The following is a 17,604-nucleotide window of genomic DNA, read 5'->3' on the forward strand; positions in this document are numbered from 1 at the left end:
TCCAAAATATATTTGTTAATTAAATTACTTCAACGTATTGTAACCTTTTATACTCTGATATACAAATTAGATCATAATATAGATCCCTTTCAAGTACTTATTTATAAAACATTTAATGCTATTAACATAAAAACAGTATGGAGTGATACGTGAAAAAATAGCAACTAAAAATAAAAAAAAGGATTCAACTTTAATTAAAAAGTCGAACCCTTTATTTTTTAATGTACCCACTTTATTATGATTTATATTAATATCTAATTAATTGATTCCATTTTAATGTATTTGACAGAAAATTTTTAAAATGCCTTTTCGTCAGTTATTTTGAAACCATCCATATTAATTGGGAATTCTCGTATTTGAAGGGCTTTTTCAAACTCGTTTGCATCACCGCCGTGTCTATCTTTCAATTTCAATTCTTCAGCTAAAAAAGTACCTAACTGCTTGACAAAAACTTTTATATTAGTTTTTTTTGAAATTTTAATCAAACTTTTAAACCATTCTATCTTAGCCTCCCGGTAAAGATATTTTCCTGTTTTATTTCCACTTTCGCCTCCGATTATCATCCAATGAAAATTTTCTTTCAAATTTGATGAAAATTCATCCAATGTTAATTCTCCGATGAGTGGTTCCGCTGAAATAAATCTTATTTTAGCTGGAACTTTTGAAAGAGTTTCGATGCGATCTTTTTCATCATTGCTTTCCACACTGACACCTAGCCAAACGTTTGGGTATCCGTCTCCCCAATCACTAGGAAGGTTATCTAAGATTCTCTCAGGTCTTTTGGTCAGAATTTGGTAAATATGGTGAGGAGTGTCTTTAATTATTTGCCACGCTTCAGGTCTCCACTGGTCTGCTTCCTCAATAAACCAGTCTGACCAACTACAGGCAAATATTAATTGCGGCTCCGACCATTTGGTAGGTTCGTCAAACTTTGTTTTTGATTTCAAAACGTCTGTTGGCTTTTGTCCATATCGCTCTTTATCTCTAAACATGTAACAAAATTTGCATCCAGCACTAACTTTTCGGCATCCATGCCAAGGGTTCCAAGTCGCACCCGTCCACTGAATTTTTGATAATTCTACTTTTTTGGATTTTTTCATCTTCTTTTTTTTAAAATTTATGTTATTAATCGATTTGATTACTACATATACTCTTAGGAAAAAGAAAAGTTGAATATTTGGTGTGATTTTATTTAAAATATTCTGTTGGTATTAAAAAATTATGTTTTAACTTACAAATATAATAAGGGAAGTACTTTACCGTCATTAAAATAGGTGATTTTGTATTATAGATATTCGATAGCCATAAATGAATTACTCATTTAGAAGTCATTGAATATAGATATAGCAACAGTTGCATAATTATAAAAGCGCTAATCAATGTACAGAATATTTAAAATAATGTCAATCAAATATTAAATATACCGTATTACTCATAATACAACTGATCGTATTAATTTGATACAATTAAACTTCGCGCATAATCCAATTAACTACTACTATTATGAAAAAAAATTCACAATTATCAACATCGATAAAGTATGTCAAAATCTCAAAAGTAGGTATTTATATGAATGTGATTTATTAATACTCAAAAGTACTAAAGAAAATTATAGTATATAGCTGTCTATTTTTAAAAATAACATATTAACATTGGGTGTTGTTAATATGTTATTTTTTTTTATCTTTACTCTTTACAGTAAAAATTCTCTAGGACAAGACAAATGAAATACTACATTACTTATATTCGGACTTCAACGAAAAGACAAGATCTAGGACTTGAAGCGCAACAAAATATTATTAAGAATTTTCTAAGTAGTGAAGATGTCGTGTTATATTCATTTTCAGAGCAAGAATCTGGAAGTAAAAAAAATAGGATTGAACTAAACAAAGCAATACAAGCTTGTAAAGATAATAAGGCGGTATTATTGATTGCTAAACTTGATAGACTATCACGAAGTGTATCATTTATATCGACATTACTTGATAGCGATATCGAAATAGTAGTTGCTGATATGCCTAACGCAAATAAATTTACTTTACATATCCTAGCTAGCGTTGCCCAACAAGAACTAGATTCTATTCATAAAAGAACAACTGACGCTTTGAATGTTATAAAAAACAATATTCACCGTAATGGTTTTCATATTTCAAAGGCGGGCAATCAAATTACTAAGCTAGGTAACGGATCCTGTATTAGTGAAGAAAACAGATTACTTGGACAACAAGCCATAAAAGCAAAAAAGCTAAGTAACCATAATCTAATCAAAGCTAAGGCATTTGCTAATGTATTAAAAAAAGCAGGAAGTACTTTAACTGAAATTACCCTGCAATTAAATAACAATGGATTCAAAACTTCACAAGGTAAAAGGTTTCATTTAATGACCACCCGAAGATTATTTGACCTGTAGATGTATATTTTATTGTAAAGACTAATAAACAGAGCTCCTTAGTATAACAAACTGGACATGCTACAAATTATGATTACTACAATTAACAACAAATACGATTTACAGACTGTTTCTCAATTATGTTTTCTATCTAAATCGAAAAAAATTTAAGGTATTGATAAAGCGCATCTAAAACGAAATGAAAACCCTGCCGGACGATCCACTAATGATACTGGGGCTTAGTTTGCTAAAAATTAGTTCAAATGTTTTTGGAAACCACAATTCGTTACCGCATATTAGTTCTATTCAACTTGTTTAATTTTTAAATTGTGATGTATGCATGACGTGCAGTATTATCTAAAATGAAATCATTTTGATATAGCTAATCTATATTTTACGAAACAACTGATTGAATAATACACGTATCTATTTTTAACAGCATTTTTAACATCTAGTAATAATTTTTAATTAATTTTGTAATGCTCTTTTTAAAATATGAAAAAATACCACTTTATACTATTATTATTAGGCATGTTTCTTATGCCCAGTAATGTTATGGCTTGTGGTAAAGCTTCAGGCAAGAGTTCTTGCAAAAAAGAGGTTTCATCAACTAGAAAAGAAAAAAAGAGTTGCTGTACTAACGACAATTCAAAACAGAAAGACCACAAATCTTGCAAAGGTAATTGCGGTCATTCTAAGTGCGGATGCTCTTCAACCTGTCCAACTTCTTCAGTAAGCTTGTTATCCGAGATCATTTTTAAAAATAACATGTTTAGCTATTCTTCAATTGAGAAAGTGAAATTTTCAAACACAATACCATCAATCTCAGATGGTTTTTATTCTATTTGGCTCATTCCTAAAATAGGCTAAATCGTTTTTTGACAGCCATATTTATGTCAAATTCGTAGCATTTTGCTACTCAATCTAACAGTTTTTTCTTTTTTTTATACCTAAATGGGTATCGAAATTAATTTCCCTCTTTACTGTTATTTATCCAAATTTATTTTATCAACCAATCAAGGTAGTTTACTTTGATTACAACTTTATTTAAAATGAAAAATTCATTTATGAAAATAATGATAGCAATTACTGTATTGTTATCAACTACAAGTAATGCACAAATAAAAAATGCTAAAACTGAAAATGTAAAAATTCATGGAAATTGTGGCATGTGCGAAACCAAAATCGAAAAAGCTGGAAACATAAAAAAAATTGCCAATGTCGATTGGAACCAAGATACTCAAATGGCTACTATAACCTTTGATGCCACCAAAACAAATCAAGACGAAGTACTTAAAAGAATTGCATTAGTTGGTTACGATAGTGATAAATTCCTTGCTCCAGATGATGTTTATAGTAATCTTCACGGATGTTGTCAATATGAAAGAGTAGCAAAAATTCCTGCTAAAGAAACAACAACAGCGATGACAAGTAACGAAGACCATTCGACTCATGGTAATCAAGCTGAAGCAACTACTAAAATAGTTCAAAATGACAATCAACTTAAATCGGTTTTTGATAATTACTTTTTGGTCAAAGATGCGTTAATTGCTTCAAATGGAAATAATACTACCGCTGCTGCAAAAGAATTGGTATTGAGTATCAATACTGTTAAAATGGAAAAGCTTGAAATGGACGTTCACATGGCGTGGATGGAAGTTGTAAATACGATAAAAAAGAATGCAGAAAATATTGCTAATACAAAAGATGTTAAAATTCAACGTGACAACTTCACTACATTATCCAAAGACATGTATTCATTAATCAAAGTCTTTAAATATGAAACTCCTGTATACTATCAATTTTGTCCAATGTACAACGAAGGTGCAGGTGCTAATTGGTTAAGCAAAGAGAATGCAGTAAAAAATCCCTATTATGGCTCCATGATGCTAAGTTGTGGAAAAACGGTTGAAACTATAAAATAAATCAAATGAAAAAAGTACATATAATCATAACATCAATGGTTTTGATGTTCTCAATGCAAAGTAATGCGCAAATTGTAAAAGCCGAAATTAGAGCAACAGGTTTAACGTGTTCCATGTGTTCCAACGCTATTAACAAGCAGCTAAAAAGCATGTCAGAAGTGGCTTATGTAGCAACCGATTTGAATACCAATACATTTACAGTAACATTAAAAGAGGGTAACAGTTTAACGCCGAAAGTATTTAAAGAAAAAGTAGAAAAAGCAGGTTTTTTTATTGGTTCATTGGTGTTAACAGCAAAAGCTGAAACAATTAGGCAAGTAGGTTATATTGAAGTTAATAAAGCTCCAACTAATAATGCCGAAGTCCAAATTCAAATTTTAGACAAAGGCTATGTTACAGAGAAAGAATTTAAAAAACTATCTAAATCGCTCAAGAATGTAGCAACTTATGCTTTAAACAACGAAGACGATTTTCATGCTAAATATATAAACTAATGAGAAAGATTTTCATTTTATTAATGGTGTTTACACTTCAAAAAAATTACAGTCAAGAGTTATTTGTAGTTACCGATCCTGCGAGTAATGTGCCTGCAAATACAATAAGTGTTCGACTTTCACAATCTTTGTTTAAGGAAGAATTTGTACCGGGCTATAATTATCATTTGATGCCAGAGGTTACTTATGGGTTGAATAAAAATCTAATGTTTAGGGGCTCTGCTTTTGTAAGCAATCGAAGTAACCAATTGGTAACTGAAGGCGGAAGTTTGTATACCAAGTATCGCTTTTATTCAACCGATGATTTAAACAGTCATTTTCGTTTGGCAGCATTCGGAAGATACAGTTTCAATAATGCCGATATTCATCAAGAACAAATCGAAATTATGGGCCATAATACTGGTTTTGAAACCGGATTTGTGGCAACTAAATTGATAAAAAAAGTAGCCATAAGTTCATCCGTAAGCTTTGAAAAAGCCTTTGACAATAAACCTAATTATCCTTTTCCAGATGACTTTGGTGATAATGCAACAAATTACACCTTATCATTTGGTAAATTAATGTACCCTAAAAAGTATACCAACTACAAGCAGACTAACATCAATTTGATGGTTGAATTTGTAGGCCAAAGCATAAACAAAAGCGGTAAGTCCTATCTGGATGTTGTTCCTGCAATTCAGTTTATTATCAATAGTCAAGCGCGGATAGATTTGGCTTACCGACAAGAGTTGGTAAGTTCCATGTTAAGAACTGCGCCAAATGGCTTTTATTTTAATCTGGAGTACATCTTTTTTAATGCATCCAAGTAAGTAGTATGAATTATACAACTTAATTAGTCAAACGTGTAACATACTTAATAACAATATTTTGTACCATTACAAGACAGAAATTATTCTGCAATTTAAATCAATTAAAAAAATGAAAAAAATAATCTTTTCAGCCATAATAATGGCTTTCGTTTTGGTTTCATGTAACCAAAAAACTAAAGAAGCATCAACAACCGATTACGAAATGATGGAAAATGATTCTACAACAATGAAAAATGATGGAACAATGATGGAACACGATTCTACAATGACTGATCATTCGAAGATGGATCATTCTAACATATATGCTTGTTCAATGCATCCTGAAGTTCAAGGAAAAATGAATGACAAATGTTCTAAATGCGGTATGAAATTGACTGAACCTGTTCCAGAAAATGGTGAAGGAAGCAAATAACAGTTAATTTTTAGTCATTAGCTTAAACTAACTTTGTTAATATTTTAGCAAGGTTAGTTTATATCGTTTTAGCAAAAAACATTGTACAATGAAGCTTTACATCAAAAATATGGTTTGTGCTCGCTGCATAATGGTTGTGAAGTCCGTTTTTGAAAATATGGATATTAATCCTATTTCAGTTGAATTGGGAGAAGTTGAATTGAAACATGACATTCCCGAAAACCAAAAACAGGAATTAGTAAAAAGTCTTCGAAGTATAGGCTTTGATTTAATTAGCGACAAGAAAAGTAAAACTATCGATAAAATTAAAACACTGATTATTGATTTGGTTCAAAATAAAAACAACGATTTGAAAATTAATTTATCCAATTACCTTTCACAAGAACTGCGTCAAGATTATAATACATTGAGTAATCTTTTCTCCGAAGTCGAAAATACCACTATCGAAAAGTATTTCATTAATCAGAAAATTGAGAAAGTAAAAGAGTTGATTATGTATGATGAACTCTCATTAAGTGAAATTGCTTATTCTTTAAATTACAGTACTGTTTCACATTTGAGCAATCAATTTAAAAAAGTAACTGGCTTCTCTCCAACCTTCTTCAGGAATATAAAAACCATAAAAAGAAAACAGATAGAAGATTTATAAATTTTGCATATCAAACCCAAAATTCTGCAACTCCAAAAAAGTATTAAACTGGAAATTTGTATTTAAATAACAAAAAAATGATACATACATACAACATTACCGGAATGACTTGCGATGGTTGTCGCGCTAAAGTCGAAAAATCGTTGCATACTATTGAGGGTATTAAAGCAAAAGTTTCCCTAAATCCGCCTACAGCAACAATAACTATGGAAAAGCACATTTCAATAGAAAAGTTGCAAGAGGCTTTATCAGCCGCGGGAAAATACACTATTGAAATGAGCAAAGTGGAGGTGATCGAGTATTCAGAAACAAATAAAGCAACTGAAAAATCATGTTGCTCTACCCCATCTCATCATCATAAAAAAGAAAGTACTTTACCGAGCAATGCACAAGCAAAATATTATTGCCCTATGCATTGCGAAGGCGAAAAAGTATACGACAAAGCAGGAGATTGTCCTGTGTGTGGAATGGATTTGGTAAAAGCATCAGAGTTAACCGTTAGCAAAACGCAGTATACATGTCCAATGCATCCCGAAGTAATTCAAGAAGATCCGGGTTCATGCCCGATATGTGGAATGGATCTAGTGGCAATGGAACCAAGCGAAAGCGAAGACCAAAAGACGTATACCGATCTGGTCAAAAAAATGAAAATTGCGGTGGTGTTTACTGTTCCGATTTTCATCATTGCCATGATTGATATGGCCCATAACAATCCCTTACTACAATTAATGGATTCCGCAAAATGGAATTGGGTACAATTAATTTTTTCACTTCCTGTAGTGTTTTATGCCTGTTGGATATTTTTTGTCCGTGCTTGGAAATCAATAATCACATGGAATTTGAACATGTTTACTCTTATCGGAATTGGTACGGGAGTCTCTTTCCTTTTCAGTTTAGTTGGAATGTTTTTTCCGGATATTTTTCCCAGCGAATTCAAAACAGAACATGGAACGGTATTGTTATACTTCGAAGCGACAACCGTTATTTTAACTCTTGTATTATTAGGACAATTACTCGAAGCCCGAGCGCACAGTCAAACAAGCGGAGCAATAAAAGAATTATTAAAACTGGCACCTACCGAAGCTACTTTGGTTAGTGAAGGAAGTGACAAAGTAATTTCAATCCACGATATCAAGAAAGGCGATTTATTACGCGTAAAACCTGGAGATAAAATTCCTGTAGATGGAAAAATAACTGATGGTGAAAGCAGTATCGATGAAGCTATGATTACTGGTGAACCAATACCTGTTGACAAGAAGAAAGATGATATTATCATTGCTGGGACTATAAATGGGAATAAATCATTTGTAATGATCGCTGAAAAAGTAGGTTCCGAAACTTTACTTTCTCAAATCGTGCAAATGGTCAACGATGCCTCACGTTCAAGAGCACCTATTCAAAAATTAGCAGATAGTATTGCCAAATATTTTGTACCCACTGTGGTGATAATTTCCTTAATTACATTTTTGATTTGGGCAAATTTTGGTCCTGAACCTGCATTAGTGTATGGATTTATAAATGCAATTGCGGTTTTAATTATTGCTTGTCCATGTGCTTTAGGTTTGGCAACTCCAATGTCAGTAATGGTGGGTGTTGGTAAAGGAGCACAATCAGGCGTTTTGATTAAAAATGCTGAAGCTCTGGAGAATATGAATAAGGTTAATGTTCTGATTACAGATAAAACAGGAACCATCACTGAGGGAAAACCATCCGTGGAAAAAATTTATTCGACCAATAACAGTGATACTGATTTATTACAAAGCATTGCTTCATTAAACCAATACAGTGAGCATCCATTGGCACAAGCAGTAGTCAATTTTGCCAAATCAAAATCAATCTCATTAATTGAGGTGAAAGATTTTGAAGCAGTTGCCGGAAAAGGGGTTACAGGAACAGTATCGAATAAAAAAGTAGCATTAGGTAATAAAAAGCTAATGGAGCAAGTTAAAGCAACGGTTTCTGAAGATTTAGAAAACAAAATTATAGCCGAACAAAAACTAGGCAAAACCGTTTCTTATATTGCAGTTGATGGAATTGCAGTTGGTTTTGTGTCCATCTTGGATGCCATTAAAGAATCAAGTGCTGCAGCCATTAAAGAATTAATGCGTCAAGGTGTCGAAGTAATTATGCTCACCGGAGATAACGAAAATACTGCCAAAGCAGTTGCTGATGAATTGGGGTTAGCATCATACAAAGCTGGATGCTTACCCGAAGACAAACTGAAAGAAATAAAAAAATTACAAGCCGAAGGCAAAATTGTGGCAATGGCTGGCGATGGAATAAACGATGCTCCGGCATTGGCACAAGCAGACATTGGAATTGCAATGGGAACTGGAACCGATGTTGCCATAGAAAGTGCCAAAATCACTTTAGTAAAAGGGGATTTATTAGGTATCGTGAAAGCCAAAAATTTGAGCCATGCTGTTATGAAAAATATAAAGCAAAATCTATTCTTTGCCTTTTTCTATAATGTTTTGGGAGTTCCAATCGCAGCAGGAGTTTTGTATCCGTTTTTCGGAATTTTATTATCCCCAATGATTGCGGCTTTAGCCATGTCATTTAGTTCGGTATCAGTAATTGTGAATGCATTACGGTTAAAAAATTTAAAACTTTAAATGAAAAAATTAAAAAAATGAAAAAAATAATCTTATTAAGCATAATCCTTTTGCAATCTTTAATAGTATCAGCACAAGAAAAAGTTCAAATTAGAGTTACCACATCAAGCCCAGCAGCATCGTTTGAGCAAGAAGTAGGTAGCGCAAAAATAAAAGTAGCCTACAGCAGACCATTAGTAAGAGGCCGAAAAGTATTTGGTGAGTTAGTGCCTTTTGATAAACTTTGGCGAACAGGTGCAAGTGATTGCACAGTGATAAATACTTCCGAAGATATTTATTTTGGCAACAATCTTTTAAAAGCCGGTAGTTACTCCATATTTTCAATTCCTTCCAATAATGAGTGGACTATAATTGTTAATACTGATACTGCTTTACATGGTGAAACGGGCTACGATGAAAAGAAAGACGTGATGCGAATCAAAGTTCCCATTGAAAAAAGTCCTAATTTCTATGAAACCTTTACAATTGAATTAAATGACATTAACAGTAAAGGGGAAGCATTTCTAAAAATTATTTGGGAAAACACAATGGTAAAAATACCCCTAAAGAGTAAAGAGGACGACAATATACTTGCATTAATAGACCAACACATCACTAAAGGAAAAACCCAAGATGCTACTTTATTGTTTCAGGCAGCAAATTATTATTACAGCACCAATAGAGATTTCAAACAAGCAATAATGTGGCTTTTAGAAGCTGAAAAAGTAGACCCTCAAAATTTCTATTACCCCAATTTGAGACAAAAAATGGCTTCGGAATTACAAGATTACAACAATGCAATTGCTGCAGCAAAGAGAGCAATTACATTACTCGATAAAGAAAAAATGAAAGGTACAATCGACATCTTAAATAAAAGAATCGCAGATTGGGAAAAATTAATAAAAAATTAAAGTAATGAAATTCAAATTAGCAATCATAGTTTTTCTTTTTTTGATTAATCACGTAGCTGTCGCTCAGGTTAATTCACAAAAAACGTCTTACACCTGCGTCATGCATCCTGAAATCCAATCACCAAAACCTGGTGAATGTCCTAAATGTGGGATGGCGTTAGTTAAAGCAAAAGTTAAACCGATAAAAAAAGCAGTCGCTACAAAAAAGGTGATTTCTGAAACAAAAAAAGAAGTGAAGGAAGTTTCAGAACCCATAAAAGAAACTCCAAAAATCGTTGAAGTTCCAAAAAATATTCCTATTTCTGAAAGCAAATCTATAGTTAAGACAATAGCTAAAACAGTGAGATACGATCTATACGTTCGGGATACTCTGGTAACTATTGGTAATAAACCTACTAGAGCAATTGCTGTAAACGGTCAAATTCCAATGCCCACGCTAACCTTTACGGAAGGAGATACTGCCGAAATATACGTTCATAACGAATTAAAAGAAAGTACCTCACTGCATTGGCATGGCCTATTTTTACCCAATAAAGAAGATGGTGTACCTTACCTAACACAAATGCCAATTGAACCAGGTACAACGCATAAATATAGTTTTCCAATCATACAACACGGAACACATTGGTACCACAGTCATTCGGGTTTACAGGAGCAAATCGGGATGTACGGTTCAATGATTTTAAACAAAAGAGTTGAGGACGAAACCTTCAGAAAAGGTATTGACGATTTGCCAACAGTTCCTTTAATTTTAAGTGAATGGACCGATGTAAATCCAAATAATGTGCATCGAATGCTACACAATGCTACCGATTGGTTTGCTATTCAAAAAGGAACTACTCAAAGTTATGCAGAGGCAATCAAGCAAGGTCATTTCAAAACTAAAGTAGCAAACGAATGGAAACGCATGAATGCAATGGATGTGAGTGATGTTTACTATGATGCCTTTTTAATTAATGGTAAAAGTAATAGTCAATTATCCCAATTCAAAGGAGGCGACAAAGTACGATTACGCATTTCAAATGGTGGTGCATCAACTTATTTTTGGCTAACGTATGCAGGGGGTAAAATTACGGTTGTTGCCAATGATGGTAATGACGTTGAGCCTGTTGAAGTAGATCGATTATTAATTGCCGTTTCAGAAACCTATGATGTCGTAGTGACCATTCCTGCTGATAATACAGCGTTCGAATTTCTAGCAACTCCAGAAGACAGGACTAAATCGGCATCACTATATATTGGTGATGGTATCAAACAATTAATTTCACCATTACCAAAATTAAAATATTTTGATGGAATGAAAATGATGAACGGAATGATGAAAATGAACGGAGATTTAGATGATATGGGAATGCAAATGTCTTACAATCAAATGGACATGAATGTAGTCATGTATCCTGAAATCACTGGAGAAGTTGCAAAAAAAGAACATAGAGAAAAGAAAATAGATCATTCTATGCATTCTATTAAAATGACTGAAAACGATTATAACAGTAACCAACTTTCAGACATTACGACTTTAAATTATGCAATGTTAAAATCACCAACTAAAACCACACTGCCTCAAGATGCACCAGTAAAAGAATTACGATTTGAATTATCGGGAAACATGAACCGTTATGTTTGGAGTTTAGACAATAAAGTGGTTTCTGAAACTGATAAAATTTTAATCAAGAAAGGTGAAAATGTTAGAATTACGTTATACAACGGTTCTATGATGCGACATCCAATGCACTTGCACGGTCACGATTTTAGAGTGTTGAACGGTCAAGGAGATTATGCACCATTGAAGAACGTCATAGACATCATGCCAATGGAAACGGATGTGATTGAATTCAATGCCAATACTGAAGGCGATTGGTTTTTTCATTGCCATATTTTGTACCACATGATGGCAGGAATGGGACGCGTTTTTACCTATGAAAATCAAGCACCAAACCCATTAATTCCAAATCCAAAATTAGCACAACGCAAATTGTTTGGCGAAGACCGTAAATTTCACCTTATGGCAGAAAATGATTTTGCTACTAACGGTAATGATGGTATGGCAATGTTAAGCAACACACGTTGGAGTATTGGTACAGAATGGCGATTGGGCTACAAAGATCATCATGGTTATGAAACAGAAACTCATATTGGTAGATATATTGGCAAAATGCAATGGCTAATGCCGTTCATAGGCTTTGATTGGCGTTACCGCAAAATGGAAGAAGGTAAAATGGAAAAAAACATATTCAACCAATCCAATACAAAAGACAACCGTTCTGTTTTTAGTGCAGGTATAGAATATACGCTACCAATGCTTATAAAAGCACAAGCCGAGGTTTTTACAGATGGAAATTTTAGATTTCAATTAGAACGAATGGATATTCCTGTTTCTAAAAGAGTTCGCATGGATTTAATGTGGAATACCGATAAAGAATACATGGCAGGATTGCGCTACATCATCAAAAGAAATTTTAGTATTAAAACGCATTTCGACAGTGATATGGGATTAGGTTTGGGTGTAAATTTAAATTATTAATTATAACACATATAATTTCACTATCATTAGATCATTCACTTAAACAAAAATCGCCTTTAGGACAAGTATTCCTATTGGCGATTTTTATTATTTCAATTAACTATCATTTTATCAATTATGTGTTCAAATCATAAGTGCAACAAACTTGTTATTGACTAAAATATTTATTGTTCAAAAAGATAGTTTATTAAGCAATCTTATATTTATGGATAGTATTTTTTCGATTTTGTTCCTTTGCTTTTTTTTAATTGTAGACTAAAAAACTTATTGTTAGAATTAAGTAAATAGATAAGTTACTAATAAAAAAATCCTTTACAAGGAGTGAGGAAAAAGCATGAAGAAAACGGTAAAAAACGATAAAAACAGATTTTTACAAAAAACTAAAACATTGCAATTCAATTATTTAAAAAATAAAAAGAGTGAAATTTCAATTTTCATAACCCTGAGGTCCCGAGTTCAAATCTCGGTCTCGCTACCAAAACAAAAACCCTAACATCAATTTGTTAGGGTTTTTTGATGGAAGTGTATTTCTAGGAAATAGCCTTTAAAAAAAATAACTATTTAACCTCATACGCTACTTTTCCTTTTCGTTTTCTTTGAGAGCCAAAGCTTTGATGGTAGGAAGAAATATTTTTTTTAAATTCTTTTAGCACTTGTGATTGTCCAAAACAACAAAAACCATTCTGCAATTGCGGAATTGAATTACTTATATTACCCTTTTTTGCATGCGTTTGATTTTGCCAGACTGTTTTTCCTTTGACACAAAAAAACGAGCATAAAAAAAACGCAAGTATCACTAACTTCTTGGGAACTGTAATTGTTATCATTTTTAAAATAGCAATTCATTAATTTTGAACAAATCCAAAAGTAACGAGCTACAAAATCATTTCTTTGCGGGAAACCGTAAAGCAGGATTTTTTTCTTGATAAGAATCAAATTTTATATGGATATGCAGTAAAGGAATAAAAATTAGAAGTGTTTTTATATAAGACCCAGGTCTTTTGCGATTGATACCAAATGGGTAGTATTGAGCGCTCTAAAGTATATTTTCAATTTACCAATTCGCTTTTCGATGGTGCTTTTGCTGTTTGGGGTAATTCCTGCTTCTTTAAAAACAGACTCCATTGCTTCTTGAGAGACGCCTTTTGAGAGGTACTCTAATAACTGAATGTCGTAGTCATCAATTTCGTTGACTAATTTTTCTTGAAAAATAAACTGTAAATCTGTGGGCAGATACGGTATATCCTGAGTTGCAATTGCCTCGACAGCTTTGCGCAACTCGACCATTGTATTGCGCCCTTTCATCACAAAACCATGGACACCTGATTGTTCAAATAGGGCTTTAATACGATAGGATTTGTCTTCAATAGAAAAAGCAATGATTTTTAAATCCGGGAAAATTCCCTTTACTGCATCAATCAAAGCTTCGCCAGATGATAATAAAGTGGTACGATGATCAGCCTTGAATGACAAATCGGTTATTAACAAATCATAGGGAACCTCATCTAAAGCCGCTTTTTTTATTTTCAGCAACGCATCGTCACAGTATTTTGTAAAGTCAATTTGTGGGATTCCCATTTCCTTTAAAACACTGACCGCTGCTACATCATTGAAATCAATATCGTCAACTATTAAAACTTTTCGAAACATAAGTCACTTATTTAGGAAATGTTAATCTGATTTTTAGCCCTTTTGAGCTTTTCGAGTCAAAAATAATACTTCCTCCAATGGCATCAATACGGTTTTCCACATTGAGCAGTCCATTTTTACTTTGTAGGGGATTTTTTATACCAATTCCGTTATCTGAATAATGAACATAACATTGTTTATTGTCTGTCTCAAAGCGAAGTACTACAAAAGTCCCTTGACTGTGTTTTTTCATGTTGATCATTAATTCTTGCAACACACGATACAAAGCAATTTTCTTTTCTTCTGTAATCTTATTCCATGGAATGCTATTACTATCCTTTAAAATAACCTGTACTTGAGCTGCATTAAAACTAGATAGCATTTCCTTTAATTCGCTTTCATAGGTTTCACCCGTGGGAATAGGGCTGTTTTCTCTCGATATGTTGCGTGTTCGACGGTAAATTTTATCCAAATTATCTAACAAGGTTTCTTTTTGACTTACATTTTGCAAGTCTTGCGTTTCTGCAAAAGCAATTGTTTGATAAACGTCATTGGCTAATTCATCATGCAATTTTTTAGAAATTCGAATTTCACTTTCATATATTGCTGCTTGTTTTTCTTTCTTGTTCTTATCTTGAAGATAGAAATATAAAATGAGTGCCAAAATTACCCCCAAGAGCATGATAAAAAACAACATATAATTTTGAAGTTTTTCTTGCTCTAATGCCAAAGCTTTTTCTGCATTATCTGTTTTTAATTGTAAATTCTCATTTTGTGCTTGTGTAGCATCATACTTGATTTTGGCAAACTGATTTTTAGCAATCTGCCTAACTTTTGTAATACTATCATTAAGTTGAAGGTATTTTTTTGTGTAGTTTCGCACTTGTAATGGAGTACTTATTTCCATCAGCAATGCCAAAGCTGATAAGCGATCATCGATACTTTTTAGCACTGTGGCTTTAGCATACGATTCTTGTGCATATTTGATTGCCAATTGGGGCTGTCTCCTTTGATAATACTGAGCAAGATTGTTAAAACTAGTGACCAAACCATAGTCAAATTGTAATTGTTGGCGAATCTTCAAAGCTCTTTTTAAGACCATACCGCTTCTGTTATCTCCTATTTTATAATAGCAATAGCCTAGATTACCTAAAACTCTAGCAAGATGCTCTAAGTTGGCCTGAGCAATTGGTGATTTAGAGAGCGACTCAAGTGACTGTATGGCTTGTTTGTAGTTTTGTTGCTCCATGTTCACCACCGCAATATTATTCTGCATGATTTCTTTTTGCAAAGGCGTATCAGCCAATTCACTTGCTTTTTTGTAATACGTAATGGCGTTGGGATAATCGTAAAGGTTCTTATAATTAATCCCTAAAGAATTGTATATCGCCACTTTATACTGGGTTTCAATTTTGTTTTTAAAGTAGGAAATCGCCTCTGTAGCAGTAACTTCACTTCCTACATAATCTCCCTGTGTTTGCTGTATCGCGGCCATTTTTAGGAGTGCATATACTATTTTTTCTGCATCTTCTTTAGCGGAACTTTGGGTTCGAATTTGATTGTAATAGTAGTAGGCGCTGTCGTAAACACCCTCCGCATAAAAATCTTCTGCCGTTGTAATGTACTTTTCATAAACGGTAACCGATTTAACTGCTGTTTGATTAGGCGTTGTTTTTGAACAAGAACAAAAAAAATCCCCTATGAATAAGAGAAAAATAAAAAACGGGAAACGTACTTTTTGTAGTATCATTTCCCGAAAATATCAAATTAATTTTAATAAATGTAAAATCAAGTTCTATTTTTTTGGAGGAGTTGTTGGAGATTGTCCACTGGAATCCCCTCCGCTCCCGCCCGTTTCACTGGCAACAATTTGAGTGGCAGCAACTGGGGAATTTTACATTAAATACAATTATTAAAAAACATCAGTTCGACGCAAGGCGAACAATTGTTCTTTCACGAAGTATTATGGAAATGGTTCTTCATCACATTTAAAACCGAACACTATTTTCTCCACAAAATCTTTCGGAAATAAACTAAGAGCACAACAAAATACAGGAAGTTATCCAGAGCTTGTGCCATCACTACACCTTTTAAGCCATAAATATTCATTAAAAAATAACTGCTCAAATACAAAAACAGCAGTGACAGGAACTCTGAAACCAAAAATGCAACTGTATGTTTTTTTGCAAAAAATTGATAACCCAAAATAAGTGCTGCAACTTTGAAAATATCACCAAGCAATTGCAAAAAAAACAAATCGGCAACAGGTTTAAAGCTTGGCGCAAATAAGAATTGAATGATAAAATCGCGACATAAAAAAATCACAAAAACCATCACTATGAATACGGGCAGAATAGTTTGGTAAAAATTCCGAAAAATGAGTTTAGAGTCTGCTTTTGATTTTGCCTGAGCTAATTTTGGAAAATAATAAATACTTACAATTGAAGTAACAAATAACATGTAGTAACTGGCTATACGCCCCATCGTTTCCCAATAACCCGCTTGCTCCAATCCCAGCGAAAGAACAATTTCTTTACGGATTATCAAATACACAAACGGACTTGCAACAGCAGCAAACAGTGCCATAATTGAGTAACTTGACAAGCTTTTCAGAATCGTAAAATCAAAATATCGCATGGAAAACAATGCTCCAATCTGAACCACTTTTGGCATCAAAAGCATAGTAACCAAAAACCAAATTGCAGGCACAAGTGCAACCAACAATACTGCTCCCGAAGTTATATAATGGTAAATCAAATATACAGCAAGCAAAACACTAGCACTATTACCGGCAATAGCAACGCCCAAAACTCGTTTGTAAAAACCCAATCCATTTGCTATTGCAACCCAAATCAAAGACAAAGCATACCATGGCAAACTAAGTGCGACAACTTTAAACACAAATTCGTACCGAACTGAAGAACCAAAAACGACTGTATTCCAATAGGAGGCGAAACAAAACAACACGATTCCGATAATTATTGACACAAGCATCAAAGTAAAACTGACAGTGAACGCCATCTTTTTAAGGTAGAAGGAGTCATTTTCATTTTCGGCGGTATATTTCACTACTCCGTTTTGAAAACCTAATGTCGAAATTCCTTCTAAAGCACTAAAAAATACTCTAAAATTCCCTACTAAACCCATACCGCTTGGCCCCACAAAAACAGCCAATAATTTTGAAGTAATTAAGCCTGAAATTATCTTTACAAAAACACTTAAACTATTTAATGACAATAGTTTTATAAATTTACTTTTAGCTATTTTA

Annotated in this window: 15 protein-coding genes; 10 read left to right on the forward strand and 5 right to left on the reverse strand. The window is 33.2% G+C overall.

The annotated features are described in order from the left end of the window. Positions 1–296: 296 nt before the first annotated feature. Positions 297–1,100, reverse strand: a complete 804-nt coding sequence (locus KBJ98_RS03525; protein WP_210788303.1) for a DUF5131 family protein — start codon at positions 1,098–1,100, stop codon at positions 297–299. A 623-nt stretch (positions 1,101–1,723) separates the two neighbouring features. On the opposite strand from KBJ98_RS03525, the gene KBJ98_RS03530 reads away from it, so the two are divergent. The 10 genes from KBJ98_RS03530 (at position 1,724) to KBJ98_RS03575 (ending at position 12,707) form a co-directional block, all read left to right on the forward strand. Beyond that, positions 1,724–2,410: a recombinase family protein gene (locus tag KBJ98_RS03530; RefSeq protein ID WP_210788304.1), complete on the forward strand. Its 687-nt coding sequence runs from the start codon at positions 1,724–1,726 to the stop codon at positions 2,408–2,410. A gap of 474 nt (positions 2,411–2,884) precedes the next feature. Beyond that, entirely contained in the window at positions 2,885–3,259 is a 375-nt protein-coding gene (locus KBJ98_RS03535) for a hypothetical protein (protein ID WP_210788305.1), read from the forward strand. A gap of 197 nt (positions 3,260–3,456) precedes the next feature. After that, positions 3,457–4,314 carry a DUF3347 domain-containing protein gene (locus KBJ98_RS03540; protein WP_225899050.1) on the forward strand — a complete coding sequence of 286 codons (858 nt, stop codon included), beginning with the start codon at positions 3,457–3,459 and terminating at the stop codon, positions 4,312–4,314. 5 nt (positions 4,315–4,319) lie between these two features. After that, positions 4,320–4,808 carry a heavy-metal-associated domain-containing protein gene (locus KBJ98_RS03545; RefSeq protein WP_210788307.1) on the forward strand — a complete coding sequence of 163 codons (489 nt, stop codon included), beginning with the start codon at positions 4,320–4,322 and terminating at the stop codon, positions 4,806–4,808. Beyond that, a complete protein-coding gene (locus KBJ98_RS03550) occupies positions 4,808–5,617 on the forward strand; it encodes a hypothetical protein (RefSeq protein WP_210788308.1) in 810 nt (269 codons plus the stop codon). The genes KBJ98_RS03545 and KBJ98_RS03550 overlap by 1 nt, the downstream gene beginning before the upstream one ends. Before the next feature lie 109 nt (positions 5,618–5,726). Next, entirely contained in the window at positions 5,727–6,029 is a 303-nt protein-coding gene (locus tag KBJ98_RS03555) for a heavy metal-binding domain-containing protein (RefSeq protein WP_210788309.1), read from the forward strand. 88 nt (positions 6,030–6,117) lie between these two features. Next, entirely contained in the window at positions 6,118–6,678 is a 561-nt protein-coding gene (locus KBJ98_RS03560) for a helix-turn-helix domain-containing protein (RefSeq protein WP_210788310.1), read from the forward strand. Between the two features lie 77 nt (positions 6,679–6,755). Then, positions 6,756–9,293 carry a heavy metal translocating P-type ATPase gene (locus KBJ98_RS03565; protein WP_210788311.1) on the forward strand — a complete coding sequence of 846 codons (2,538 nt, stop codon included), beginning with the start codon at positions 6,756–6,758 and terminating at the stop codon, positions 9,291–9,293. Between the two features lie 17 nt (positions 9,294–9,310). Next, complete coding sequence (locus KBJ98_RS03570; RefSeq protein ID WP_210788312.1) at positions 9,311–10,183, forward strand: DUF2911 domain-containing protein; 873 nt, start codon at positions 9,311–9,313, stop codon at positions 10,181–10,183. 4 nt (positions 10,184–10,187) lie between these two features. Continuing rightward, positions 10,188–12,707, forward strand: coding sequence for a multicopper oxidase domain-containing protein (locus KBJ98_RS03575; RefSeq protein ID WP_225899051.1), 2,520 nt, complete (start codon positions 10,188–10,190; stop codon positions 12,705–12,707). 557 nt (positions 12,708–13,264) lie between these two features. On the opposite strand, the gene KBJ98_RS03580 is transcribed toward KBJ98_RS03575, so the two are convergent. The 4 genes from KBJ98_RS03580 to KBJ98_RS03595 form a co-directional block, all read right to left on the reverse strand. Continuing rightward, entirely contained in the window at positions 13,265–13,534 is a 270-nt protein-coding gene (locus KBJ98_RS03580; RefSeq protein ID WP_210788313.1) for a hypothetical protein, read from the reverse strand. A 154-nt stretch (positions 13,535–13,688) separates the two neighbouring features. Continuing rightward, complete coding sequence (locus KBJ98_RS03585; protein ID WP_210788314.1) at positions 13,689–14,357, reverse strand: response regulator transcription factor; 669 nt, start codon at positions 14,355–14,357, stop codon at positions 13,689–13,691. Positions 14,358–14,364: 7 nt separating this feature from the next. Further along, positions 14,365–16,086, reverse strand: coding sequence for a tetratricopeptide repeat-containing sensor histidine kinase (locus KBJ98_RS03590; protein WP_210788315.1), 1,722 nt, complete (start codon positions 16,084–16,086; stop codon positions 14,365–14,367). A 251-nt stretch (positions 16,087–16,337) separates the two neighbouring features. Then, positions 16,338–17,573, reverse strand: a complete 1,236-nt coding sequence (locus KBJ98_RS03595; protein ID WP_225899052.1) for an O-antigen translocase — start codon at positions 17,571–17,573, stop codon at positions 16,338–16,340. Positions 17,574–17,604: the final 31 nt, after the last annotated feature.

Source organism: Flavobacterium erciyesense, assembly GCF_018069925.1.
Lineage (GTDB): Bacteria > Bacteroidota > Bacteroidia > Flavobacteriales > Flavobacteriaceae > Flavobacterium > Flavobacterium erciyesense.

Coding starts and splice junctions, on each gene's coding strand:
- KBJ98_RS03550 (WP_210788308.1), top strand. CDS start 4,808: ATGAGAAAGATTTTCATTTTATTAATGGTGTTTACACTTCAAAAAAAT.
- KBJ98_RS03570 (WP_210788312.1), top strand. CDS start 9,311: ATGAAAAAAATAATCTTATTAAGCATAATCCTTTTGCAATCTTTAATA.
- KBJ98_RS03555 (WP_210788309.1), top strand. CDS start 5,727: ATGAAAAAAATAATCTTTTCAGCCATAATAATGGCTTTCGTTTTGGTT.
- KBJ98_RS03575 (WP_225899051.1), top strand. CDS start 10,188: ATGAAATTCAAATTAGCAATCATAGTTTTTCTTTTTTTGATTAATCAC.
- KBJ98_RS03535 (WP_210788305.1), top strand. CDS start 2,885: ATGAAAAAATACCACTTTATACTATTATTATTAGGCATGTTTCTTATG.
- KBJ98_RS03565 (WP_210788311.1), top strand. CDS start 6,756: ATGATACATACATACAACATTACCGGAATGACTTGCGATGGTTGTCGC.
- KBJ98_RS03560 (WP_210788310.1), top strand. CDS start 6,118: ATGAAGCTTTACATCAAAAATATGGTTTGTGCTCGCTGCATAATGGTT.
- KBJ98_RS03580 (WP_210788313.1), bottom strand. CDS start 13,534: ATGATAACAATTACAGTTCCCAAGAAGTTAGTGATACTTGCGTTTTTT.
- KBJ98_RS03525 (WP_210788303.1), bottom strand. CDS start 1,100: ATGAAAAAATCCAAAAAAGTAGAATTATCAAAAATTCAGTGGACGGGT.
- KBJ98_RS03530 (WP_210788304.1), top strand. CDS start 1,724: ATGAAATACTACATTACTTATATTCGGACTTCAACGAAAAGACAAGAT.
- KBJ98_RS03585 (WP_210788314.1), bottom strand. CDS start 14,357: ATGTTTCGAAAAGTTTTAATAGTTGACGATATTGATTTCAATGATGTA.
- KBJ98_RS03590 (WP_210788315.1), bottom strand. CDS start 16,086: ATGATACTACAAAAAGTACGTTTCCCGTTTTTTATTTTTCTCTTATTC.
- KBJ98_RS03545 (WP_210788307.1), top strand. CDS start 4,320: ATGAAAAAAGTACATATAATCATAACATCAATGGTTTTGATGTTCTCA.
- KBJ98_RS03540 (WP_225899050.1), top strand. CDS start 3,457: ATGAAAATAATGATAGCAATTACTGTATTGTTATCAACTACAAGTAAT.